Source organism: Streptomyces sp. NPDC050418 (genome assembly GCF_044458745.1).
In the GTDB taxonomy this organism is placed as follows: Bacteria; Actinomycetota; Actinomycetes; order Streptomycetales; family Streptomycetaceae; genus Streptomyces.
Window position 1 is genome coordinate 378,328 of sequence record NZ_JBITIG010000003.1, and the last position, 21,799, is coordinate 400,126.

22 protein-coding genes are annotated in these 21,799 nt (G+C 71.4%); 13 read left to right on the plus strand and 9 right to left on the minus strand.

The features are described from left to right. Positions 1 to 7: 7 nt before the first annotated feature. From ACIBI4_RS09160 to ACIBI4_RS09185, 6 genes are all read right to left on the minus strand, one after another. The gene (locus ACIBI4_RS09160; RefSeq protein ID WP_399203003.1) at positions 8 to 472 is read right to left on the minus strand and encodes a VOC family protein; all 465 of its coding nucleotides are present in this window, start codon (positions 470 to 472) and stop codon (positions 8 to 10) included. A 71-nt stretch (positions 473 to 543) separates the two neighbouring features. After that, positions 544 to 1,302 (minus strand): succinate dehydrogenase iron-sulfur subunit, encoded by a 759-nt coding sequence (locus tag ACIBI4_RS09165; RefSeq protein ID WP_399203005.1) that lies wholly within the window; start codon positions 1,300 to 1,302, stop codon positions 544 to 546. After that, positions 1,302 to 3,056, minus strand: a complete 1,755-nt coding sequence (sdhA, locus tag ACIBI4_RS09170) for a succinate dehydrogenase flavoprotein subunit (protein ID WP_399203006.1) — start codon at positions 3,054 to 3,056, stop codon at positions 1,302 to 1,304. Before sdhA ends, ACIBI4_RS09165 begins: the two co-directional genes overlap by 1 nt. A gap of 15 nt (positions 3,057 to 3,071) precedes the next feature. Next, positions 3,072 to 3,560: a succinate dehydrogenase hydrophobic membrane anchor subunit gene (locus ACIBI4_RS09175; RefSeq protein WP_399203007.1), complete on the minus strand. Its 489-nt coding sequence runs from the start codon at positions 3,558 to 3,560 to the stop codon at positions 3,072 to 3,074. A gap of 5 nt (positions 3,561 to 3,565) precedes the next feature. After that, entirely contained in the window at positions 3,566 to 3,946 is a 381-nt protein-coding gene (gene sdhC / locus ACIBI4_RS09180) for a succinate dehydrogenase, cytochrome b556 subunit (RefSeq protein ID WP_399203008.1), read from the minus strand. Between the two features lie 183 nt (positions 3,947 to 4,129). Beyond that, on the minus strand, positions 4,130 to 4,606 hold the full coding sequence (locus ACIBI4_RS09185) for a 2-oxo-4-hydroxy-4-carboxy-5-ureidoimidazoline decarboxylase (protein ID WP_399203009.1): 477 nt from the start codon (positions 4,604 to 4,606) through the stop codon (positions 4,130 to 4,132). Positions 4,607 to 4,890: 284 nt separating this feature from the next. Here ACIBI4_RS09185 and ACIBI4_RS09190 point away from each other — a divergent pair, with 284 nt between their 5' ends. The 3 genes from ACIBI4_RS09190 (at position 4,891) to ACIBI4_RS09200 (ending at position 7,979) form a co-directional block, all read left to right on the plus strand. After that, the gene (locus ACIBI4_RS09190) at positions 4,891 to 6,498 is read left to right on the plus strand and encodes a glycoside hydrolase family 20 protein (protein ID WP_399203010.1); all 1,608 of its coding nucleotides are present in this window, start codon (positions 4,891 to 4,893) and stop codon (positions 6,496 to 6,498) included. Between the two features lie 132 nt (positions 6,499 to 6,630). Next, positions 6,631 to 7,338: a DUF4328 domain-containing protein gene (locus tag ACIBI4_RS09195; RefSeq protein WP_399203011.1), complete on the plus strand. Its 708-nt coding sequence runs from the start codon at positions 6,631 to 6,633 to the stop codon at positions 7,336 to 7,338. Next, the gene (locus ACIBI4_RS09200) at positions 7,335 to 7,979 is read left to right on the plus strand and encodes a DUF4328 domain-containing protein (RefSeq protein ID WP_399203012.1); all 645 of its coding nucleotides are present in this window, start codon (positions 7,335 to 7,337) and stop codon (positions 7,977 to 7,979) included. The genes ACIBI4_RS09195 and ACIBI4_RS09200 overlap by 4 nt, the downstream gene beginning before the upstream one ends. Before the next feature lie 6 nt (positions 7,980 to 7,985). Here the strand turns inward: ACIBI4_RS09200 and ACIBI4_RS09205 are convergent, their stop codons facing one another. Continuing rightward, positions 7,986 to 9,338, minus strand: a complete 1,353-nt coding sequence (locus ACIBI4_RS09205; protein WP_399203013.1) for a BTAD domain-containing putative transcriptional regulator — start codon at positions 9,336 to 9,338, stop codon at positions 7,986 to 7,988. Positions 9,339 to 9,434: 96 nt separating this feature from the next. Between ACIBI4_RS09205 and ACIBI4_RS09210 the strand changes: the two genes are divergently transcribed. From ACIBI4_RS09210 to ACIBI4_RS09220, 3 genes are all read left to right on the plus strand, one after another. After that, positions 9,435 to 9,911 carry a hypothetical protein gene (locus tag ACIBI4_RS09210; protein ID WP_399203014.1) on the plus strand — a complete coding sequence of 159 codons (477 nt, stop codon included), beginning with the start codon at positions 9,435 to 9,437 and terminating at the stop codon, positions 9,909 to 9,911. 199 nt (positions 9,912 to 10,110) lie between these two features. Continuing rightward, positions 10,111 to 10,605: a hypothetical protein gene (locus ACIBI4_RS09215; protein WP_399203015.1), complete on the plus strand. Its 495-nt coding sequence runs from the start codon at positions 10,111 to 10,113 to the stop codon at positions 10,603 to 10,605. A 115-nt stretch (positions 10,606 to 10,720) separates the two neighbouring features. After that, positions 10,721 to 11,218 carry a hypothetical protein gene (locus ACIBI4_RS09220; RefSeq protein ID WP_399203016.1) on the plus strand — a complete coding sequence of 166 codons (498 nt, stop codon included), beginning with the start codon at positions 10,721 to 10,723 and terminating at the stop codon, positions 11,216 to 11,218. Between the two features lie 109 nt (positions 11,219 to 11,327). Here the strand turns inward: ACIBI4_RS09220 and ACIBI4_RS09225 are convergent, their stop codons facing one another. Next, a complete protein-coding gene (locus ACIBI4_RS09225) occupies positions 11,328 to 13,988 on the minus strand; it encodes an FG-GAP-like repeat-containing protein (protein WP_399203017.1) in 2,661 nt (886 codons plus the stop codon). Positions 13,989 to 14,352: 364 nt separating this feature from the next. Between ACIBI4_RS09225 and ACIBI4_RS09230 the strand changes: the two genes are divergently transcribed. The 7 genes from ACIBI4_RS09230 to ACIBI4_RS09260 all read left to right on the plus strand — a co-directional run bounded on the left by ACIBI4_RS09230 (position 14,353) and on the right by ACIBI4_RS09260 (position 20,661). Next, positions 14,353 to 15,165, plus strand: coding sequence for a hypothetical protein (locus tag ACIBI4_RS09230; protein ID WP_399203018.1), 813 nt, complete (start codon positions 14,353 to 14,355; stop codon positions 15,163 to 15,165). Positions 15,166 to 15,186: 21 nt separating this feature from the next. Continuing rightward, a complete protein-coding gene (locus ACIBI4_RS09235) occupies positions 15,187 to 16,392 on the plus strand; it encodes a hypothetical protein (protein WP_399203019.1) in 1,206 nt (401 codons plus the stop codon). A gap of 387 nt (positions 16,393 to 16,779) precedes the next feature. Continuing rightward, a complete protein-coding gene (locus ACIBI4_RS09240; RefSeq protein ID WP_399203020.1) occupies positions 16,780 to 16,959 on the plus strand; it encodes a hypothetical protein in 180 nt (59 codons plus the stop codon). Positions 16,960 to 17,048: 89 nt separating this feature from the next. Continuing rightward, on the plus strand, positions 17,049 to 17,663 hold the full coding sequence (locus ACIBI4_RS09245) for an RNA polymerase sigma factor (RefSeq protein ID WP_399203021.1): 615 nt from the start codon (positions 17,049 to 17,051) through the stop codon (positions 17,661 to 17,663). Beyond that, on the plus strand, positions 17,663 to 18,430 hold the full coding sequence (locus ACIBI4_RS09250) for a hypothetical protein (protein ID WP_399203022.1): 768 nt from the start codon (positions 17,663 to 17,665) through the stop codon (positions 18,428 to 18,430). The genes ACIBI4_RS09245 and ACIBI4_RS09250 overlap by 1 nt, the downstream gene beginning before the upstream one ends. A 264-nt stretch (positions 18,431 to 18,694) precedes the next feature. Further along, the gene (locus ACIBI4_RS09255; RefSeq protein WP_399203023.1) at positions 18,695 to 19,459 is read left to right on the plus strand and encodes an RNA polymerase sigma factor; all 765 of its coding nucleotides are present in this window, start codon (positions 18,695 to 18,697) and stop codon (positions 19,457 to 19,459) included. Continuing rightward, on the plus strand, positions 19,459 to 20,661 hold the full coding sequence (locus tag ACIBI4_RS09260) for a hypothetical protein (RefSeq protein WP_399203024.1): 1,203 nt from the start codon (positions 19,459 to 19,461) through the stop codon (positions 20,659 to 20,661). Before ACIBI4_RS09255 ends, ACIBI4_RS09260 begins: the two co-directional genes overlap by 1 nt. Before the next feature lie 259 nt (positions 20,662 to 20,920). Here ACIBI4_RS09260 and ACIBI4_RS09265 read toward each other — a convergent pair whose 3' ends face one another. Next, on the minus strand, positions 20,921 to 21,742 hold the full coding sequence (locus ACIBI4_RS09265) for a L,D-transpeptidase family protein (RefSeq protein WP_399203026.1): 822 nt from the start codon (positions 21,740 to 21,742) through the stop codon (positions 20,921 to 20,923). Between the last annotated feature and the right edge of the window lie 57 nt (positions 21,743 to 21,799).

Genomic DNA, 21,799 nt, shown 5'->3' on the forward strand with positions numbered 1-21,799 from the left:
CTGCGGCCTAGCGCGCGACCGCCTCACGCTCCCCGGCCGCCTCGCCCTCTGCCGAAGTCGCAGTCGCGGTCGCAGTCGCCGCCGTACGCGCCAGCCCCGGCCGCTTCAGATAGTCCGTGAACCCCACGATGTTCCCCCAGGGATCGGCCAGTTCGACGGTCCAGCCGGTCGACGCCGAGATCGGATCCTCCACCGCAAGACCCGCGGCCGCCAGCTCCCGCCCGGCCGCCCGCGCGTCCGGCACCTCCAGCCAGACCCGCGCGGGCCACGGACCCGACGGGCGCTGCGGTAGTCCGTCCTCCTGGCGCAGCAGCAGGCCCGGCGTCTCCCGGCCCACCTTGAACAGGGCGATACCGGCGTCGTCGAGGCGGAAGTCGAGCGGGAACCCGGCCCGTTCGTAGAAGTCCACGGCCTCGGGGAGATCTCCCACGGGGAACAACACGTTGTCGAAGCCGAGCAGTTCGAGTGACATGCCGTCACATTAAGCACGTGGGCCCCGCTTCCATCGGAAACGGGGCCCACGGTGACGTACGAGAAAGAAGCTCAGAAGCGCCGAGTGATCAGCGCCCGCTTCACTTCCTGGATCGCCTTCGTGACCTCGATGCCACGCGGGCAGGCGTCCGTGCAGTTGAAGGTGGTGCGGCAGCGCCACACACCGTCACGGTCGTTGAGGATCTCCAGGCGCTGCTCGCCGGCCTCGTCGCGCGAGTCGAAGATGAAGCGGTGCGCGTTGACGATCGCCGCCGGGCCGAAGTACTGCCCGTCGTTCCAGAACACCGGGCACGAGGACGTGCAGGCGGCGCACAGGATGCACTTGGTGGTGTCGTCGAAGCGCTCGCGGTCCTCGGGGGACTGCAGCCGCTCACGCGTCGGCTCGTTGCCCTCGGTGATGAGGAACGGCATGACGTCGCGGTACGCCTGGAAGAACGGCTCCATGTCGACCACGAGGTCCTTGAGCACGGTTAGGCCCTTGATGGCCTCGACCGTGATCGGCTTCTCGGGGTTGATGTCCTTGATCAGCGTCTTGCACGCGAGGCGGTTCTTGCCGTTGATCCGCATCGCGTCCGAGCCGCAGATGCCGTGCGCGCACGAGCGGCGGAAGGTCAGCGTGCCGTCCAGGTCCCACTTGATCTTGTGGAGACCGTCGAGCACACGCTCCTTCGGATCGATGTCGATCCGGAAGTCCTCCCAGACCGCGTCCTCGGAGACCTCCGGGTTGAAGCGGCGGATACGGAAGGTGACCGTGATGTACGGCGAGGCTGCGGACTCGGCCTCGACCTTGTCCAGTACGGGAGTTGCCATCAGTACTTACGCTCCATCGGCTGGTAGCGGGTCGTGACGACCGGCTTGTAGTCGAGGCGGACGGAATCGGAGCCGTCGTCGCCGACCTCGCGGTACGCCATGGTGTGGCGCATGAAGTTGACGTCGTCGCGGTTGGGGAAGTCCTCGCGGTAGTGACCGCCGCGGGACTCCTTGCGCGCGAGCGCGGAGACCGCCATGACCTCGGCCAGGTCGAGCAGGTTGCCCAGCTCGATGGCCTCCAGGAGGTCGGTGTTGAACCGCTTGCCCTTGTCCTGGATGGACACGTTCTTGTAGCGGGCGCGCAGTTCGGCGATCTTCTCGACGGCCGTCTTGATGGTCTGCTCCGTACGGAACACCATCACGTTGGCGTCCATCGTCTCCTGCAGCTCCTTGCGGAGTTCCGCCACACGCTCGGTGCCGGTGGAGTTGCGCAGCCGCTCGACCTGCTCGACGACCAGCTCGGCCGGGTTCTCCGGCAGCTCGACGTAGTCGGCCTTGGCCGCGTACTCGGCGGCGGCGATACCCGAGCGGCGTCCGAAGACGTTGATGTCGAGCAGCGAGTTGGTGCCCAGGCGGTTGGCGCCGTGCACGGACACGCAGGCGACCTCGCCGGCGGCGTACAGACCCGGAACGACGGTGGTGTTGTCCGACAGGACCTCACCCTCGACGTTCGTCGGGATGCCGCCCATCGCGTAGTGCGCGGTGGGCTGGATCGGGATCGGGTCCGTGTAGGGCTCGATACCGAGGTACGTACGGGCGAACTCGGTGATGTCCGGGAGCTTGGCGTCCAGCTGCTCCGGCGGCAGGTGCGTGAGGTCGAGGTAGACGTGGTCGCCCTCGGGACCGCAGCCGCGGCCCTCACGGATCTCCGTGTAGATGGCGCGCGAGACGACGTCACGGGACGCGAGGTCCTTCATGACCGGCGCGTACTTCTCCATGAAGCGCTCGCCGTCCTTGTTGCGGAGGATGCCGCCCTCACCACGGGCGCCCTCCGTAAGGAGGATGCCCATGCGCCAGATGCCGGTCGGGTGGAACTGGAAGAACTCCATGTCCTCCAGCGGCAGTCCGCGCCGGTAGCAGGCCGCCTGGCCGTCACCGGTGAGGGTGTGCGCGTTGGAGGTCACCTTGAAGAACTTGCCCGTACCGCCGGACGCGTAGATCACGGCCTTCGCCTGGAAGACGTGGATCTCGCCGGTGGCCAGCTCGTACGCCACGACGCCGGCGTTCTTCTTGACGCCGTCCTCTTCGACGATGAGCTGGTCGAGGACGTAGAACTCGTTGAAGAACTCCACGCCCTCCTTGATGCAGTTCTGGTAGAGCGTCTGGAGGATCATGTGCCCGGTGCGGTCGCCCGAGTAGCAGGCGCGGCGGACCGGGGCCTCGCCGTGGTTACGGCTGTGGCCGCCGAAACGGCGCTGGTCGATCTTCCCGTCCTGGGTGCGGCCGAACGGCAGGCCCATCTTCTCCAGGTCGAGGACCGCGTCGATGGCCTCCTTCGCCAGGATCTCGGCGGCGTCCTGGTCGACCAGGTAGTCGCCGCCCTTGATCGTGTCGAAGGTGTGCCACTCCCAGTTGTCCTCCTCCACGTTGGCGAGCGCGGCGGCCATGCCGCCCTGCGCCGCACCGGTGTGGGAACGCGTGGGGTAGAGCTTGGTGAGCACGGCGGTACGGCTGCGCTTGGTGGCCTCGATGGCCGCGCGCATGCCCGCGCCGCCGGCGCCGACGATGACGGTGTCGTACTTGTGGATCTTCATGTCGTTACCCCGGGCCTAGCGGATGTTCGGGTCGAAGGTGAAGATCACCAGCGTGCCCAGAAGGACGGTGAACACCGTGGCGGTGTAGAGCAGCATCTTCAGCCAGAAGCGCGTGTTGTCCCGCTCGGCGTAGTCGTTGATGATCGTGCGCAGGCCGTTGGCGCCGTGCAGCATGGCGAGCCAGAGCATGATCAGGTCCCACGCCTGCCAGAACGGGGAGGCCCAGCGGCCGGCCACGAAGGCGAAGCCGATCTTGGACACACCGCCGTCGAGCACCAGCTGGATCAGCAGGTGGCCGATGACCAGGACGGTCAGCACGATGCCGGACAGGCGCATGAACAGCCAGCCGTACATCTCGAAGTTGCCGCGGGTGGCCTTCGGGGTCTTCTTGGTGCGCTTGCGCGGGGCCTCGATGACGGGCGCGGGGTGGTCCACGTCGTAGAGGGACACGCCCTCGACGTCGCCGATGGCGGTGGCGTCGGCGGCTTCCTTGTTGAGAGACATCGGCGTCAGCTCCCGAAGACTTCGCGTACGGCGTGGCCGAGCACCGGATAAAGGGCACCCACCATCAGCACGATCCAGATGCCCATCACGGTCCAGAGCATCTGCTTCTGGTAGCGCGGGCCCTTCGACCAGAAGTCGACGGCGACGATGCGCAGGCCGTTGAGCGCGTGGAACAGGATGGCGGCGACGAGGCCGTACTCCAGGCACGCGACGAGCGGCGTCTTGTAGGTGGCCACGACATCGTCATACGCCTCGGGGGAGACGCGGACGAGAGCGGTGTCGAGGACGTGTACGAACAGGAAGAAGAAGATGAGGACGCCGGTGACTCGATGAGCCACCCAGGACCACATTCCTTCCCGGCCGCGGTACAGCGTTCCAGCCGGCACGGAAGAACCCTCCGGGAGCGGGGCTTGAGGGCCGGCCGGCTTCTCTGTCGGTCAGACCCGGCCGGGTACGGTCCACCGGCCGCTCGTCATCGTATCGACCAGATGTCGGCAAGCCCGCAGGGGGTCGATAGGTGTGATCAAACAGCCACGTACGGCCTAGCAGTCCGGTCGGTTTCCCAGGATTTACGGATACGACAGGACGTACAGGGCATCCGTGATGCGCTCGCGCGCGAGGCGGCGCAGCTGCTCCGCGGCGACGATCCGCTCCTCGTCGACCTCGTGCGAGAGCCGCTTGCGCAGGCTCGCGAGGACCTGGTCGAGGTGCTCGTCGTCCTGGTAGTCGTCGAGGCTCAGCAGGAACGCGTGGCCGAAACGCGCCTCGTACGCGGCGTGGGCGGCGCGCAGTGCGGTGAGCGCGGACTGCGGCGTGTCGCCCGCGACGGGCAGTTCGCTCTCCTCCGCGGCGAGGGCCTGGGCCAGCTCGGCGGGCCCGAGGTCGTACCCCGCCTCGTCGGACGCGGCGAGCAGCGCGTCGGGGTCGGGGTAGGGGCGGTGCTCGACGAGGCGCCGCGCCCAGCGCTCGCTCGCGCAGCAGTCGAGCAGCAGCGCGAAGGCGTCCTCGGCCGGCGCGGTGTTGAACAGGGCGAGTCCCGGGTGCACCGTGAAGGCCGCCTGGGCCTGCTTCGGTATGGCGAGCGCCGGTGGTGCGGCGGTGCGGGACGGGCTGGGCGAAGGCAGCGTGCGCTCCTCGGAAGCACGGCCATACGGCCATGAGTGGGCATCGGCAGGGGAGAGGGGGATGCGCTCACGCTATCGAGAGGTGTCAGGACCTGTCCGACGGATGCGCGAATTTCACCCGGAAGGGAGAGTTTGGGGACGGGCGGTGGACGCTCGGGGCGTGGACCGAGCGACGGACTCCTGCCGCGTGGGAGGTTGCCGGGGTGATGTCGACCTCTTCGCGATCCCGGTCCCGCGCCCTGCTCGCCGCCGGGGGAATCGCCGCCGCGGCCGCCGCCGTCCTCACCGTGACGCTCTGGCCCGACGACAGCGGCTCTCCGGTCGGGACCCCGTCGTCCGCCGACCGCACCGACAACCGCTCCCCGGTCTCGTCCGCCCCCGCCTTCCCCGTGTCGAAGGCGCCGCGGACCATCCCCGCGGTCCGCGAGCACACCGCGGCACGCGGGCCCGGCTGGCATCCGGACCGGGGCGCGCAGGTGATCGTCGGCGAGGAGCACGCGAAGGAACTGGGCGACGAGGGGCGGCTGCTCGCCGACGAGCTCGGTCTCGAGTACGCGGAGGGCGCCGACCCCGGCAAGGGCGATGTGGAGCTGGCCCTGGTCTCGGGGGAGGCCGGCCCCGAGGCGTACACGCTGAGCGTCAGCGACGAACGGGTCCGGATTTCCGGGACCGCCGAGGCCGGTGTCTTCTACGGCACGCGCACGCTCAAGCAGACCGTCCGCCAGGACGGCACCGCGCCCGAGGGCGTCATCCGGGACGAACCCGCCAAGGCGCAGCGCGGCTTTATGCTCGACATCGCCCGCAAGCACTTCACGGCGGCCTGGATCGAGGACCGGGTCCGTGAGCTCGCGGACCTCAAGTACAACCAGCTGGGCCTGCACTTCTCGGACGACCAGGCCTTCCGTATCGCCTCCACCTCGCATCCCGAGGTGGTGTCGGCGGTGCATCTGAAGAAGTCCGAGGTGAAGCGGATCGTCGATCTCGCGCGGAGCCTGCACATCGAGGTGATCCCCGAGATCGACTCGCCGGGCCACCTGGGCGCGGTGCTGGCCGCGCACCCCTCGCTCCAGCTGCGGAACGCCAACGGGGTCGCGTCGCGCGGAGCGATCGACATCTCCAAGCCGGAGTCCGCGAAGATCATCGACGAGCTGATGCGCGAGTACGCGGAGCTCTTCCCCGGCGCGTACTGGCACGTCGGCGCCGACGAGTACCAGCCGCTGACGACCTCGGACCCGGAGGGCTCGTTCCCGCAACTGGCCGCTCGCGCCCGCGAGAAGTACGGGGCCGGGGCCAAGGTGCAGGACCTGGCGACCGGCTGGCTGAACGACCGCGCGAAGGCCGCGCAGGCCGAGGGGAAGCGGCCGAAGGCCTGGAACGACGGGCTGTTCCGGGGCGGCGTGGTGCAGGCCGCCAAGGACGTGGAGATCGAGTACTGGACGGGCAAGGAGCTGGGGGCCCGTGAACCCGTCGAGTATCTGAAGGAGGGACGCAGGCTCGTCAACCTCAACGACGAGTACCTCTATTACGTGCTCGGTGAGCCCAACGACTTCGCGTACCCGACCGGCGAGCGGATCTACAAGGAGTGGAACCCGCTGGTGATCCGCGGCTCCAAGCCCGTCCCCGCCTCGTACGACGGGCAGATCCTGGGCGCGCGCTTCGCCGTCTGGTGCGACTTCTCCAGTGCCCAGTCGCAACAACAGGTCGCGGCGGGCATCCGGCTGCCGCTGCGCGCGATGAGCCAGCGGGTGTGGGACAGGCGGCAGCCGGCGCTGTCGTGGACGGAGTTCAGGGCGCTGGCCGAGAAGCTGGGCTGACCTGCTTCTTTCTCTCTGGACACGCGGCCGCGCGCCGCGTACATTCCGCGTGCTGCGTGTGACCCCTGGGGAGAGGGTGCCGCGGCACGTTTCTCGTCTTCCGTGACCCGTGGGGGGTTCCGCATGTCCGGCATGCCTTCTTACAATCCGCCGCCATCCGGCCTGACACCGACTCCGGTGCCGGCCGGACCGATGGCGTACCTCAAGTCGCCGATCGGTCTGTCGACGGCACTGACCTGGCTGTTCGGCGCGATGATCGTCGCCGACCTCTTCTCGCTGTGGGCCGGGTTGCGGCTGCGCTCCGCGATGACGGAGCTGCGGGCCGACCCCGCGTCGGACGCGCTGTTCGACCGTACGAACGCGGCCGAGGCCCTGTACGGGGTCTCCGGTCTCGTCCAGGGCGGCGTCATGATCGCGCTGATCGTCGTCTTCCTCGTCTGGTTCTGGCGGGTGCGGGGCAACGCCGAGGTGTTCGGGCCCGAGTTCCAGTCCATGGCCCGCGGCTGGACGATCGGCAGCTGGTTCGTGCCGATCGCCAACCTCTGGCTGCCGCGCCGTGTCGCCTCCGACATCTGGGGCGCGAGCGAGCCCGCCGGGCCGCCGACCTCGCAGGCCCTGCTCAACGGCTGGTGGCTGATGTTTGCGGCCACGATGGTGTTCGGGCGTTACGCCTCCAGCGACTACACACGAGCGGAGTCCTTCGAGGAGATCCGGGACGCGGTGACGCTGCTGTCGGTGTCGGATGCGGTGGATGTCGTGGCGTGTGTCGTCGCCGTCCTGTTCGTGCGGCGGCTTACGGGGATGCAGACGGCGAAGGCGCTGGCAGGGCCCTCCGCGTGACCGGCCGGGCGCCGGCGCTCCGCTCGGCGGTCGGGTTGGCGTGGGCGGTGAGCGCGCTGCTCGGTCCGGTGATCGTCGCCGATCTGGTCTCGGCGTGGGCCGGGTGGGGACTGTCCCGGGTGTGGCAGGAGGACCTGGAGACCCTGTCCGGCGAAGCTTCCCGCGCGTACACCCTGCTGATGCTGCCCACCATGGCCGCCTTCCTCGTCTGGTTCTGGCGGGTCCGGGTGAACGCGGAGGTGCTCGCGGCGGATGCTCATTCGAGGTCACGGGGCTGGGCGTTCTGGGGCTGGTTCGTCCCCGTGGTCAACTTCTGGTTCCCGTACCGCATGGCCCTGGACATCTGGAACGCCGGCCGAGGCAGCCGTCTTCGGAGTGCGGCGGTGGTGCATGCGTGGTGGCTGACCTTCACGCTCAGCCGGGCGGTGTTCGCGTACCGCCGGTGGGCGATCCCTGGCAGTGCGGGTGAACGCTCCCCGGAGAACGAGAAGTTCTTCCTCGAACTCGGGGCGGCCGCGGATACGGCCGAGGCCGTGGCCGCGGTCCTCGCCATCGTCTTCGTGTGGCGGGTGACGAAGATGCAGCGTGAGCGGGGGCGGCCGGGCGCTTGCCAGGACGCCCCGTTCGTACCCACGCCCTAGCCCAGCTCACGGCGCGGGCCGCCGCGCCCCGCAAGTCCCCAGGCTGCACCATCGCCGCCGCCCCGACTCGTCGAGGAAGAGCCAGCCGCAGTCCTTGCCGGGGCAGATCCGCAGGGTGTGGACCTGGGGTGAGGCGAGGAGGGTGGCCGCGCTGTGGGCCGCGGCGAGCAGGGGGAGGCGCAGGCCCGCGGCCGGGGTGATGTTCCAGCGGCCGAGGCCGTCGGGGCCGCGGGTGAACTCGGCGTGGCGGGCGGCTTCTTCGGCGACGGCCGCGACCGTCTTGAAGGTGGCCGCGCCATTCGGGTCGGCCCCGGAGAACCCGCTGAGGCACGCGTACAGCGCCGCCCGCAGAGCCCGTGCCTCCCCGAGCACCTCGTCCGCCGGCCCCGGATGCCGCTCGGCCTCCGCGAGCAGCCGGTCCACGACCGGATCGTCCGCGAGGCCGAGGTGCCCGGCCCACACGGCGAGCGAGGCGTACCGGGTGAGCCAGTCCGAGCCCGGCCGCGACGGGGAGCCCCACCCCGCGTACGTATTGCAGAATTCGAGCGCGGGATGGCCGCTGGTGTTCCACGGCAGCCACACCTCGCGCACCCGCACCGCGTAGACCGGGCCCGGCGGGCGGTCGAGACGCGGGTCGGCGGCGAGCATCCGGGCCTGCAGCTCGCGCAGGTCCGGGCCCGGTTCGAGCCCGAGCTCGGAGACGAGGGCGGTACGCGTCTCCTGGTACAGGTCGAGCGCCTCGGCCGCGCGCCCGCACCGGTACAGCGCAGTCATCTGCGCGGCCACCAGCCGTTCGCGCGGCGGCCGTTTGCGCAGCTCCGGCAGGAGGTCGGCCACCACGCGATGGTGCTTGCCCATGTCGAGCAGGTCCTCGGCCCGCCGCTCCAGGGCGGTCAGCCGCAGCTGGGCGAGCACCGAGCCGAGCCGTCCGCGCAGCGGCTCGTCGGCGAGACCGTCCAGGAGCGGGCCGCGCCACAGGGCGAGCGCCTGGTCGTGCAGCTCCACGCGGTGCGCCGGATCGCCCGCCGCGGCCGCCCGGTCCATCAGGCCGGTGAACTCCCCGGTGTCTACGCGGTGTTCGTCGCGCTCGATGCGGTAGCCGTCGTCGTACGTGGTCAGCCGCAGCCCGGACGGGCCGAGTGCCGCGCGCAGCCGGCCGATGTACGTGTGCACGGTGCCGCGCGCGGAGCCGGGCGGCCTGCCCTGCCACAGCAGCTCGACCAGCCGGTCCACGGGCACGGCGCGCCCCGCGTCGAGCAGCAGCACGGCCAGGAGCAGCCGTTCCTGCCGGCGGACGCCCGCCAGGGCGGGACGGCCCTCGTGACGGGCCTCGAAGGGGCCGAGCAGCTGGAAGTCCATGGCGTACGAGCGTAGGCGCGGGGCGGTGGTGAGCAAGTGGTCAGGGGCGGTCGCAAGGCTGGACCTGCCCATCCGGTACCGCACTTGGAGGTCCTCATGTTCGTCGCCGCAGCCACCGCGCTCGCCCTCGCCGCCACCACCGGCGGCGGCTGGGTTCCCGCGCCCTCCGCCCCCTGGGACACCGCCGCCGGCGCGCGCTGCGATGTCGCGGTGCACGGGGAGCCCGTCGTCGACGAGGTCGTGAAGCGGGTCGTGGCCACCAACCCCGACGGTTCGGCCAGGACCGAGGCGTACAAGGGCGATCTGGTCATCCGCCTCACCAACAAGGACACCGGCAGCACATACGACGCGGACGCGAGCGGCAGCGCGCTCATCACCTACGGTTCCGACGGCTCGCAGCACTGGAAGGTGGCGGGCCCGGTGTTCGTCGGCTTCGGCGAGAACGGCGGCACCCTGCCGCGCGGCCTGTACCTCATCGACGGTCTGTACACGCTCGACATCAGCGCGACGGGCTACAAGACCCTGAAGATGTACGCGGGTTCGGTCGACGACCTGTGCAAGCGCATCGACTGAGAACGCCCGCGCGAGAACCCCGAGGCCACCGTACGCGTCCCTGACTTCACAGCTGTGTACGGGATCCCGCGGCCCGCCGACAGGGCCGTTGTGGGTAATGCTCTCCTCCGGACGTGCGGTCATCTGTGCTTTTGGGTGGCGAACTCCCGTGCAGATGTGTTGGATTCACGTCAAAGACTTCGTGGGCGGGGAGTAAGGCATGGGGTTCTGGGGCTACTACATCGTCGGGCGTGCTGAGCGTGACCTCGCGGAATGCGAGGTGTTCGCGGACGTACGCGAAGGGCTGACCCTGCACGAGCGCCGGCCCGACGGCTGGCAGGTGTGGGAGGCGGGCGTGCCCGAGGTCGGTTCGATGGCGGCGCTCGCGCGCGAGACGGGTTCGCCCGCGCTGTTCGGTTTCGTGATGGACAGCGCGTGCGTCGCCGTCGAGGCGGCGGGCCCCGAGAGCGGGGCGTGGAACGCGTGCCTGGCACGCGAGGCCATGGCCGCGTTCCTTGAGGCGGACGGCAAGGAGCCCGACGACCTGTTCCTGCCCGCGCGGGACGCGGCGGAGCGGGCGGCGGGGTGGGCGGCGGAGGCGGGCTACACGGTCCAGGCCGCCGACATCGCGACGGTCCTCAACGCACCGGCGGATCCCTCCGCCGAGCTGCTGTTCTTCCGGTTCCTGGAGCGCGTCGGGATTCCCGAGAGCTGAGCCCGCCGACCGCGGTGCAGTGACGTTTCGGGGGCGCGGCTCTCCCGGGGCAGTGACGTTTCCGGTGTGCCGGGCGCTGTAAAGGGAAGTGCAGCGTCCGGAACGGAGAGACGTCATGGGGCTGGTGGAGCTGATCGCGCAGAGCGACGAGCGTGGGCTGGCGGTGAGTGGTCTGGCCTGTCTCGACCGGTGTCTGCCGGTGCTGAACGCGCCGGACGACACCCTGCGTCCGCTGTGGTCCTCGCTCGCGGAGGGCGCGCCGTGGGGGCCGCTGGTGGATTCCGTACGGGACGAGGTGCGGGACTCCGCCCAAGGTGCCGACGGGGAAGCCGCCGAGCTCACGCTGCGCATGCTCGCCGCGCTGCCTGCCGAGCGGTCCGGGCCCGGGCTGCGGCCCTGGGCCGACGCCTGCTCCGCGGCCGCGCTGCAGATCCACCGCACCCTCGACCCCTCGGGCGACGGACCGCTCGCCGCCGGTGAACTGCGGCGCCAGATCGCCGTACTGGAGCTCCTGGCCCAGGGCGACGGCCTGCGCCGCGCCCTCGACGTCTCCACGGAAGGCCGCCGGATCCTGCGGGCCGTGGTGTCGCGGCGGGAGCGCGGGCGGGGCTGAGGCCCCCGTCGAAGCGGTCGCACGAGAGCAGTCACACGACAACGCCCGCCGTGCCACGCATTCCTGCGTGGCACGGCGGGCGTTCGTGCGTGCCCTGGAGCGGGACCCGCTACGGCGTCATGTTGTCGCCGATGTGGGCCGTCGCCGAAGTGCCGAGCTGCGTACGGCCGTTGTAGATGCCGCCCGTGACCGGGACGAGCGTGGTCTTGCCGGGGGCGAAGATGAACGTGCCCGCGCCCGCGTCCTCGCCCTCGCCGCCGATCACGACGTCGGCCTTGCCGTCACCGGTGAAGTCACCGGCCGAGACGGACGAACCGAAGTGGTCGTTCGTCTCCGTGGAGCCCGGCATCCCGGAGGTGTCCTGGCTGATGTCGACCGTGCCCGAGCCGTTGATGCCCGTGGACGAGCCCTTGAAGAACCACGTGGCACCGGCGTCCTTGCGGGCGGTGGTGCGCGTGATGTCCTCGCGGGGCGCGCCCGCGAGCAGGTCGACGTAGCCGTCGCCGTTGTAGTCGCCGGCCGAGACCGACCAGCCGAGCGCGTCGCCCGCCTCGGCGGCGCCCGGGACACCGGTCGAGGACTGGTGCAGCGTACGGACGCCGGAGAAGCCGGTGGCCGTGCCGTACACCATCGTCACCTGGCCGCCCGAGTGGGCGCCGGACTCGGCGGTGTAGGGCTGGCCGATGACGATGTCGTCGTAGCCGTTGTTGTTGAAGTCCGCGGCGACGATGGAGCGGCCGCCGGGGATGTTCAGCTTGCCGACCGGGTCGAGACCCGAGCGGGAGCCCTTGAACCAGTACACCTCGGCCTTGCCGGTGTCCGTACGGACGAAGGTGGCCGCGACATCCGCGTACCCGTCGCCGTTGAAGTCACCGCTCGTGGCGTCGGAGTACTTGATCGGCGCCGAGCCGAGATCGCCCGCGCCCTCGCCCTTGCCGGTGTACGCCGCGTACCAGAGGCCGTGCGCGCCGACACCCTCGCCGATCGAGAACACGTCGTCCTTGCCGTCGGCGTTGTAGTCGCCCATCGTGACGGCCGCGCCGAGGCGGGCGCCCGTCGGCTCGTGGCTGTCGCCGAGCACGTACATCGGGCCGGAGTTGAGGTTCGGCCCGTACAGGACGGTGACCGCGCCGCGGTCCGCATGGCCGAGGGTGTCGTCCTCGCCGGGCGCGCCGATCGCGATGTCGCCCCAGCCGTCGCCGTTCACGTCGCCGACGGCGGTGGAGGCGCCCCACTGGTCACCGGTCTCCGAGGAGCCCGGGACACCGGCGCTGGACTGGGTGAGGGTGACCCGGCCGGTGGCCGTCATGCCCGTCGTACGGCCCGGGACCACGATGACCCGGCCGACGGAGGAGCCGCGCGGGGCACCGATCACGAGGTCGGCGATGCCGTCACGGGCCGTGCCCGTGACGGGGCGGATGTCGGTGGTGGTCAGCGCGCGCGAGATGCCGGGGCGCTTCGCGAACGAGGCGATCTGGCCGAGCTTCGGGATGAGGTTCAGACCCGGGCACTGCGTCTTGAAGGTGTCGATGTGGCCGAACACCCGCGGCAGCGTGACCTGGTCGCCCTTCTGGTACTTGCTGCCGGCGTCGTCGGAGCCCGACGTCAGCGTCACCTTCCCGGTCGGGTCGATGCCGTACATCCCGAACTTCCAGGCCACGACACGGGACATCGCGTCGAGGGCGGAGCGCGTCGGCGCCGCCTTCTCGAAGTTGCCGATGTACGAGATGCCGAACGTGCCCGTGTTGAAGCCCACGTCATGGGCGCCGATCACCGGCAGCTCGACGCCGCCGCTGCGGCCCTCGAAGATCTGGCCGCATTTGTCGACGACGAAGTTGTAGCCGATGTCGTCGTAGCCCTTTTCCTGGTGCTCCTGCTGGATCGTCTTCACGCGCGCGGCCGACTTGTCGCACGTGACCGCGTTGTCCGCGTCGACACCGGTGTGGTGGATGACGGCGGCCTTGATGTCGTCCGCGTAGTCGGACGGCTCAAGGGCCGGCTTGGCGCCCCACTGGGCCTGCGTGATGATCGGCGGCTTGACGACCTTCGACGGGTTCACGACCGGGGGATCGGAGGGCTCCCGGGTCGGCTCGGCGCTCGTCGACGCCGACGTGGACGCCGAGGCGGTCGGGGTCCCCGCGGACGGCGTCGGCTCGGCGGGCGTGGTGCTCGGCGCCGCCGGCGTGCTGTCGGCCGGGGTCGGTTCCACGGCCGGCGTCGACTCGACGGGCGGGGTGGTCTCCGCCACCGGCTGCGCGTACGCCGCGGGCTGCGCCGCGGTCTTCGGGGTCGTGCCCGGGTCGAGCAGCTTCACGTCGAGCCCCGTCGGCAGGGCCGCGGCCGAGCCGTCCTTGGGGACGACACGGACCTCCACGCCGTCGGCGTCACCGGCCCACACCGAGGCCGTACCGCCGCGTGCCTTGGCGCGCTCGGCCTCCTCGCCGTCCGCCGAGAACTCCTCGGCGGGCAGCTTCTGCCAGGACGACCAGTCGCCGGATATTCGGTCACGGGTACGGACCTCGGCGGTGCCCTTGAGCGCGGCGTCCGGGTCGGTCCACGTCACCATCGCGGCGCTGAACCGCTCGGTGGACTCCTTCGGCAGGCCCTTGGCGCCGCCGCCGAGCGACTCCAGCTTCTCGGTGTGCACGGCTGCCGGACGTCGCGGCTCGCCCTTGCCGGCCGCGTCGTCGGGACCGGCCACGGCGTACGTGGCGATCCCCGCGCCGCCGGCCACGACGGCACCCAGCGTCAGCCAGGCCCGCCGCTTCATGCTCAGCGGCTTGTAGCCATGGCTCGCCGGCGTCTGGCGCGCATGCTTCGAACCTTCAGTGTTCCGCGGGCTCAATGCCCCCCACCCCTCGCAAAGTTCTCGGGACTCCTCACGCCCCCGACGGATCGAGGGCCTTATGCAGTCCAGCGCGCGGAACCGCGCAACTGTCACAGCCGTCCCTCGGGTCGCAGACCTGCGAGGGGACGACCCCCGACGAGGGCAGGAGGTTGTGCGGATGTGGCTGGAGTCACATGTGAGGTGTCCCTGCTTGGGTGAGTGCGGCCCGACTGTGACAGTCGGGCCCGGTTGCTCGCAGTAGGGGATGGAGGGGCCGTCACGGTCCCGTACAAGAGGGGGAACGGACATGAGGCTGGCGTGGAGAGCCGCCGGACTGACGCTGCTGACCGCGGGCCTGCTCGTGTCGTGCGCGGACGGGCGCCCGGCCGAGCGGCTGGGGGAGCGCGGCGGCGGCGTGTCCTCCCACGGCAAGGCGGTGACGGCCGGCACGGAGCTGGCCACGGAGTCGCTGCGCCTCTTCCAGGAGGCCACGTCCGTACGGCTCACGACCGCACAGGGCGTCGAGAAGACCTCCCTGCTCATGGACCGCGAGGGCAACTGCTCCGGTACGTACGACGGGGGGCCCATGCGTCGTGCGGAGCTCATCGTGGTGGCGGGCGAGGGGGCGGCGGGGAGTGGTGAGGGTGCGGTGTACATCCGCTACACCGCACAGGCGCTCACCGAGGTCCTGACCGAGGCGCGGCGCCGCGGTCCCGCCACCGAGCTCCGGGTGAAGCCCCGCGTGGACAAGATCCGCGGCAAGTACCTCAAGATGCCGGACCCCGACGGGGCGTTCACGAGCCAGTGCAACCTCGCCGTGGGCCAGAAGTCCCTGCCCTTCGAGGCGAAGGGCCTCTCCGCGGGCAAGCCGACCGAGCGGCGAGGCGTCCGCGTCATCCCCCTCACCTCGAAGGACGGCCCCAGGGCAGCGCTCTACGTCGCCGCCTCGGGCCCGCCCCACCTCCGCTTCGCGACCCTCGCCTCGGGCGAGGAACTCCAGTTCTCGTCCTACGGCAAGCCGGTCACGGCCGAGGCTCCGCCCGCGCATCTCGTGGTGACTCTGGAGGAGTTGGGGGCCGGGACCGGCGCAGGGCTGGGCGGGGGACTGCTCGATGCGTAGGGGCGGGGAGTCGTCGTCGGTGTGAGCGGTATCCGCCTGCTCGTGGACGCCCTGGTGGTCGCCTCGGTCGCGGCGGCCTTCGCGATCCGGCCCCGCGCCCTGGCCCGCCGGCCTGCCACCACGGGCGGCCGCCTCGCGAACCCGGCCGTATGGCTCGCGCTCCTGACCGGCCTCCTCTACCTCAACCAAGTCCTCTTCACCGTCTACGTGTTGCGCGAACACGGCGGCGACCCGGGCTTCGTGGCGCGCCACCTCCCCGCGGGCTGGTTCGACCTGGCAACGGAGAACCCCGTCCTCCGGTCCCTGGCCGACCGGTTCCCGGCCCCCTGGCTGCTCGCACCGACCGCGCTCCGCGTCCAGGCCTTCCTGGAACTCCCCTTCGTCCTGCTGATGTTCATGACGGTGGTGCGGTGGCTGGACGCGGACCTGTACCGCCGGGTCGCCGCTTCGGCCCTGCTCCCGCTCGCGGCGGTCTCGTACACGACGGTGTTCTGCCTGGTCGAATGGGACCTGCACAACCCGTACACGACCGACGACATCGTCATCCGCGCGGCCTCGGCCCTGGTGACACCCCTTCTCCTCCGGCACCTCGCCCGACGCGACACGAGCACGGCGCGACTCCCGGCCACGGTGCCCGGCCTGCTGCTCCTGATCGCCCGGCTGGGCGCGCTCGGCGTCCTCGTCCTGGTCGTCTACGACACCGCGCTCCTCTACAACCTCGGCCGCCTCGACGACCGCCTCCCCCTCGCCCTGACGGCCACGGCCACCCTGCTCGCCCTCCACGCGGCAACCCCCCGCCTGCGCCCGGCCCGCACCCCAACCCCCCTCCTCTCCTTCGTCCTCGGCACCCTCACCCACTGGCTCCCGCTCTTCTTCCTCCCGGCCCTGGCCATCCGCTACGGCCTCCTCTTCGGAACCCCCGCACTGTCCCTGTCAGCGGGCGCCTTGACGGCCGCACTCGCCTTGCTCCGGTCCGCACGCGAGGCGCCGCCGAACACCCACTCGTCGACCACCCTGCGCGCCGGCCTCGCATGCGCAACGCTCACCGGGGCCGCCACAGCCGCCATGGCGGTCCGCCTGACACCCCCGTCGTACGAGGAGGCCGCCCTCCTGTCGGGACTGCTCGCGTTTCTGGTGGCGGGAGTCGGGGTGTGCGGGCTGATCGACAGAAGGCTCGGCACCACCCGCAACCAGGGGCGGTCATGCGCACCCGGCACCGGTGGTTGACACCGGAACCACCGGACGCGAACCTCACGCCCGAGGAGGTGACATGGGATTCTCAGGCCATCTGGTCTTCGCACGCAGTGAACGTCCGCTGCTGGCCGCGCCCGTATTCGACGGCATACGTCGGGAACAGCAGGACACCGCGCAGGAGTGGGAGCCGCGCCCAGGTGGATGGCGGACGCTTCAATTCGGCAGACGCTGCCCCTGGCAGGACGACTGGCTGGCCGCTCTGGTCGGCTGGACGCGAGCGCCGGCCTGTGTCGCAGAAGTCTCCGACAGCGACACGGCACTCGTGACCGGGATGACCCCCGACGGCCGGAGTTCGAGGAGGCGGCGCGCGACAAGCGCCGTGAGCTTGAGCGGGATGTACGGACCGACGCGGAGGGCGCGATGGCCTGGGCCGCCACCGCCGGTGTGACCACCACGGCGCGGTTGTCCCGGATCGAAGAGCTTCTGTGCTCGCACGAGACCTTCGTCGAGGAACTCTTCGATGCGCTGCTGGACGAGTTGGGGTTTCCCGCGTGCGCCACGATCGAGCCCTCGCTCCGCCGGACCTGGGGGTCTGCGTGAGAGCGTGACGTTTCCGTACGGTCTGGCGCAGTACCCACTGGGGAACACGGGCACGGTGTGCGGTGTCGCAGGGGTGGGTTGGGACCGTTTTGGGGCAGGCGGCGCGGGTCGGGGACGAGGAGCTGGGGGCTGCCGTCCTGCGGGCGCAAGGCGGGGACGAGGTCGCCTTCGCCGAGGTGTACCGGATGGTGCAGCCCGGACTGCTCGGGTACGTGCGCGGGCTCGTCGGTGACGATGCCGAGGACGTGGCCGGTGAGGCGTGGCTGGAGATCGCGCGGGATCTCGGGCGGTTCAAGGGCGATGGTGCCGGGTTTCGCGGGTGGACCGCGGTCATAGCGCGCCACCGCGCGCTCGACCTGCTGCGCCGCCGCAAGACGCGTCCACAGCAGGTGGCGTACGAGGGCGATGTGCTCCTGGAGATGCCGGGACCTGGCGACACGGCCGGCGAAGCGTTCGAGGTGCTCTCCACGCGGCGGGCGCTCGCGCTGATCGGTGAGTTGCCGCGGGAGCAGGCCGAGGTCGTCCTGCTGCGGGTCGTCGTCGGGCTCGACGGTCCGTCCGTGGCACGGGTGTTGGGCAAACGGCCGGGAGCGGTGCGGACGGCCGCGTACCGAGGGTTGAAGCGGCTGGCAGCGCGGCTGGCCGAACAAGGTGTGACGGATGGGGCGGCGGACGCGGCGCCCCGCACGCTTGGGGATGGGTGATGAAGGCGGCGGCCGGTTCCCCCGGTGATGGGGAGTTCGAGGGGCAGTACCCCTTCGGGGGCAGCGGTGAGGGCGCGTACGACGGTGAGTTCGCGCGGGGCGAGCAGGACGCTCTCGGGGCGCTCTTCCGCGGCGCGCGGCCTGATGCCGACGCGGCGGGTGAGCGCAGGGCCGTCGAGGCGTTCCGGGCCGCCCGCGAGGGCGGGGCGCACCGCAAGGCGCGGACCCGGCGGCGGGACGACTGGCGTCCGCGCGGCGCCGTGCGGCGGTTCGCCTGGCGCGCCGCGCTCGGGACGGTGCTCGCCGGGCTGACCGTCGGCGGGGTGGCCGTCGCCGTGGGCGGCGGGTCCGGTGGGAAGTCCGGTGCCGCGTCCGGTCCCTCGGTGAGCGGCCCGGAGGCGGGAGGGGACTCGGCGGTCCCGACGGACCCCGCCGATGCCTCCGGCCCGGGCGAAGAGCCGGGCGGACCGTCCGCACCGCCCGGCGGACCGTCCGTACCGCCCGGATCCGAGCAGAGCGAGCGCTCTCTTTGCCGGACCCTCCTGGAGGGGCAGGACCGCGTGGACGGGAGCGGTAAGTCCGTTGCGTCCGCCTCGCGGCGGCGGCTGGCCGAGGCCGCCGGCGGTGAGGGCGGTGTGCAGGACTACTGCGCGCGGGTGTTGAAGCGCGAGGGCCAGGATCATGATCAGGGCCGGGGTGAGCCCGGAGTCCCGGGCGAGCCGGGCGACAAGAGCGCCAAGGGGCAGAACGGGAACGGCAACGGCTGACCCGGCCCCGTACCCCCGAAAGCCCACCTCACAAGCGAACAGCCGAAGGCCGCCACCCCCCACAGGAGAGGCCTTCGGCTGTCGCCGTGTGCGGGCGGTCCTTGGGGGGAGCCGCCCACATTCAGTACAGCGCCGCGCATGCGCTTTCTGTCACACCGCACTGTGTGAGTCATTGGTTGCACGCTGTACAAACATGGACGGGGCACGGGTTGACGTCGTAGCGTGCTGGATCGCACGGGGCTGCTACATGGGCAGGATGAGGCATTGCTGGGGGATGACGCGGAGCTGACCGCCGCGGTGCTCGCGGCGCAGGGTGGGGACGAGACCGCGTTCCGCGCCGTGTACCGCGCGGTGCATCCGCGGCTGCTCGGCTATGTCCGCACCCTGGTCGGCGAGCTGGAGGCCGAGGACATCACGTCCGAGGCCTGGCTGCAGATCGCGCGCGACCTCGACCGGTTCGAGGGGGACGCGGACCGGTTCCGCGGCTGGACGGCGCGGATCGCCCGCAATCGCGCGCTCGATCACATACGGATGCGGGGGCGCCGGCCCGTCATCGGCGGCGACGAAACCGAACTCACCGGCACACCGGGCGAGTCGGACACCGCCGACGAGGCGATGGAAGCCCTCGCGACCGGGCAGACGATGGCGCTGATAGCCCAGCTTCCGCAGGACCAGGCCGAGGCCGTGGTGCTGCGCGTCGTCGTCGGGCTCGACGCCAAGAGCGCGGCGAAGACGCTGGGCAAGCGCCCCGGCGCCGTCCGCACGGCGGCGCACCGCGGCCTGAAGCGGCTGGCCGAAATGCTCGGAGCGGACGAGCAGCCGGAGGGCCACGCGGCGGGCCGGCCCGCGGGCCGCGGGGCGGCACGGTCCGGCTCCGCGCTCGACGCCGTGCCCGGCCAGCGCACCGGACACCCCACCCGGGCCCCGCGCGGGCACGACCGGGTCACGCACGAACGTCCCGACGATGCGGAGCACGGCCGGTCCGGCGGTGTGACGCATTCGCGGATGCGGACGCAGAAGGACATGTGATGGCGGACGAGTACGACCGGTGGCTGACGAAGGACGCCGCGGAGCGATTGCTTCGTGGCGAGCCTCTCGATGCCGTCGACGACGCCCGCCGCGCGCACGGCAACCGGAACGCGAACCGGAACGCCGACGGCTCCCGGACCGACGGCTCCCGGAGCAACGCCGGCCCGAACGGCTCCCCGGCAGACGGCGCCCACCCGGGCGACGACCCGGCCACCCGCCTCGCCCGCGCCCTCGACGCCGTACGCCCGTCCACGGCACCGGCCCCCGGCGAACTGCCCGGCGAGGCCGCCGCCTTGGCCGCCTTCCGCGCGGCCGGTCACGGCAGCGCGGCCAGGGCGCCGCAGGGCGTCCGCGCGGGGGACGGCACCCGCGAACTCTCCGCCGTCAGCTTCTCGCCCGAGCCGGGCCTCTCGTCCGGCACACCGGGCCGTACGGGCCGGGGCGGCGCCCATGCCGCCCCCGGCCGCACAATCTGGGGCCGCCCGCTGCGCTTCGGCGTGGCGGCCGCGCTCGCCGTGTGCACCATCGGCGGTGTCGCCGTGGCCGCGGGCACCGGAGTGCTGCCGACCCCTTTCGGGGGCGGTGATCCTTCGCCCGCCACGTCGGTCTCCGCCGAGGCGAGCGCACAGCCCGCGTCGCCGCTGCCCGACATCACCTCGCCGGACGGCTCCGACGCTCCGTCCACGACGCCGGGCGAGCCGGACGAGTCCGGTGACGGCCGCGGCGCGGACTCCGGTGGCGGCAGCGAGGGCGGACGGGACGAGGACAAGGACGACGACCGCGGCGAGGACAGGCAGGGCGACTGGTCCAAGGGCGACTGGTACGTCCGCATGGTCCAGAGCTGCCGCGACCACCAGGCCGGGCGCCCGCTCGACGGAGACCGGCGCAAGCGGCTGGTGAGCGCGGCGAAGGGCTCCGAGCGCGTGGCCAAGTTCTGCGCGGATCTGCTCGAGCAGGACGAGGACCGCGGCAGCGGCGGCAGCAGTGGTGAGTACGGCGGCAGCGGCAGTGGCAGCGGCGGCGGTTCGGGTGACGAGGACGGCGACGGTTCCGGCGAGGAGGGGGGCTCCTCGGGCGGCGACGGGGAGGGCGAGATACCCCCGCCCGAGTCGTCGGGCGCTCCCGAGGCACCCGACCCCACCCCGACCACGATGACGAACGACCCGTCCCCGACCGCGACGGACGACGCCTCCGCGAGCTGAGCGCCCCACGGGCCGAGCAGCACCCCACGGGTTCCCAAACCTGCCCTGACCTGCGCGTTCACCCCACTCCGCAAGCCCGCGAAAAAAGTTCTCCCCAGGGTGTGACACTTTTCCGCGACCCGGCGCAGTTAGAAGTGAGCCGACTGGTCATCGGCGTGCACGAGCCGGGGTTCCCCCCGTACCCCAGGACTCGGTGCAGATAGGCGCGGGTGGGACACGTTCCCCCGGTCCCACCCGCGCCCCTCAAAACGACCCGGCCTCACCAGTAGACGACGACCTTGTCGCCGGCCTTCACCTGCTCGAACAGCGACGCGATCTTCGCCTCGTCGCGCACGTTCACACAGCCGTGGGACGCCCCCGTGTAGCCGCGGGCCTTGAAGTCCGACGAGTAGTGCACCGCCTGGCCGCGGCTGAAGAACATCGCGTACGGCATCGGGGTGTCGTAGAGCGTCGAGTGGTGGTTGCGGGACTTGAAGTCGACCTTGAAGACACCCTCACGCGTGGGCGTCATCTCCGAGCCGAAGCGGACGTCGACCGTGAGCTCGGCCTTCCCGTCGATCATCCACACCAGCGTGCGGCTGGTCTTGCTGATGCACAGCACCCGGCCCTTCAGACACCGCGGGTCCGGCTTCGCGGCGGGCTGGTCGCCGCCCGCGTACAGCTCGAAGTGGCCCGGCTTCGAGGTCATCCCGAGCAGCTTCTTCCAGGTGACCGGGTCGACCTCGCCGGTCTTCGGCAGCCCGCGCTTGCCCTGGAAACCCTTGACCGCCTTCACGGTCGAGTCCCCGTACACACCGTCGGGGTACTCGAAGAGCCACGCCACCTGCCGCAGCCGCGCCTGCAGTTCGCGCACCTTCTTGCCCTTGTCGCCCGGGCTGAGCACCGCGCTCTGCGCCTCGGGGCCCTTCGGCTCCTCCTTGCCCGAAGGCGTCGACGACGGCTTGTCGTCCGCGGGCTTCGACGGCTTCGCGGCAGGCTTCGAAGGAGCGGAGCCCGCCGGACCCGAGACCGAGCATCCCGCACTCACGCCCACCACCACGGCGGCGGCGAGAACTCTCCGTATGACGGCGTTCCGCTTCATCTGTGTCCCCCCAGAGTCGGACCACACCAGGCCCCGTACCTGCCGCGTGTCCGTGTA

Coding starts and splice junctions, on each gene's coding strand:
- ACIBI4_RS09230 (WP_399203018.1), top strand. CDS start 14,353: ATGAGGCTGGCGTGGAGAGCCGCCGGACTGACGCTGCTGACCGCGGGC.
- sdhA (WP_399203006.1), bottom strand. CDS start 3,056: ATGAAGATCCACAAGTACGACACCGTCATCGTCGGCGCCGGCGGCGCG.
- ACIBI4_RS09225 (WP_399203017.1), bottom strand. CDS start 13,988: ATGAAGCGGCGGGCCTGGCTGACGCTGGGTGCCGTCGTGGCCGGCGGC.
- ACIBI4_RS09220 (WP_399203016.1), top strand. CDS start 10,721: ATGGGGCTGGTGGAGCTGATCGCGCAGAGCGACGAGCGTGGGCTGGCG.
- ACIBI4_RS09205 (WP_399203013.1), bottom strand. CDS start 9,338: ATGGACTTCCAGCTGCTCGGCCCCTTCGAGGCCCGTCACGAGGGCCGT.
- ACIBI4_RS09175 (WP_399203007.1), bottom strand. CDS start 3,560: ATGTCTCTCAACAAGGAAGCCGCCGACGCCACCGCCATCGGCGACGTC.
- ACIBI4_RS09195 (WP_399203011.1), top strand. CDS start 6,631: ATGCCTTCTTACAATCCGCCGCCATCCGGCCTGACACCGACTCCGGTG.
- ACIBI4_RS09250 (WP_399203022.1), top strand. CDS start 17,663: ATGAAGGCGGCGGCCGGTTCCCCCGGTGATGGGGAGTTCGAGGGGCAG.
- ACIBI4_RS09190 (WP_399203010.1), top strand. CDS start 4,891: ATGTCGACCTCTTCGCGATCCCGGTCCCGCGCCCTGCTCGCCGCCGGG.
- ACIBI4_RS09240 (WP_399203020.1), top strand. CDS start 16,780: ATGGCCTGGGCCGCCACCGCCGGTGTGACCACCACGGCGCGGTTGTCC.
- ACIBI4_RS09215 (WP_399203015.1), top strand. CDS start 10,111: ATGGGGTTCTGGGGCTACTACATCGTCGGGCGTGCTGAGCGTGACCTC.
- ACIBI4_RS09210 (WP_399203014.1), top strand. CDS start 9,435: ATGTTCGTCGCCGCAGCCACCGCGCTCGCCCTCGCCGCCACCACCGGC.
- ACIBI4_RS09265 (WP_399203026.1), bottom strand. CDS start 21,742: ATGAAGCGGAACGCCGTCATACGGAGAGTTCTCGCCGCCGCCGTGGTG.
- ACIBI4_RS09260 (WP_399203024.1), top strand. CDS start 19,459: ATGGCGGACGAGTACGACCGGTGGCTGACGAAGGACGCCGCGGAGCGA.
- ACIBI4_RS09165 (WP_399203005.1), bottom strand. CDS start 1,302: ATGGCAACTCCCGTACTGGACAAGGTCGAGGCCGAGTCCGCAGCCTCG.
- ACIBI4_RS09160 (WP_399203003.1), bottom strand. CDS start 472: ATGTCACTCGAACTGCTCGGCTTCGACAACGTGTTGTTCCCCGTGGGA.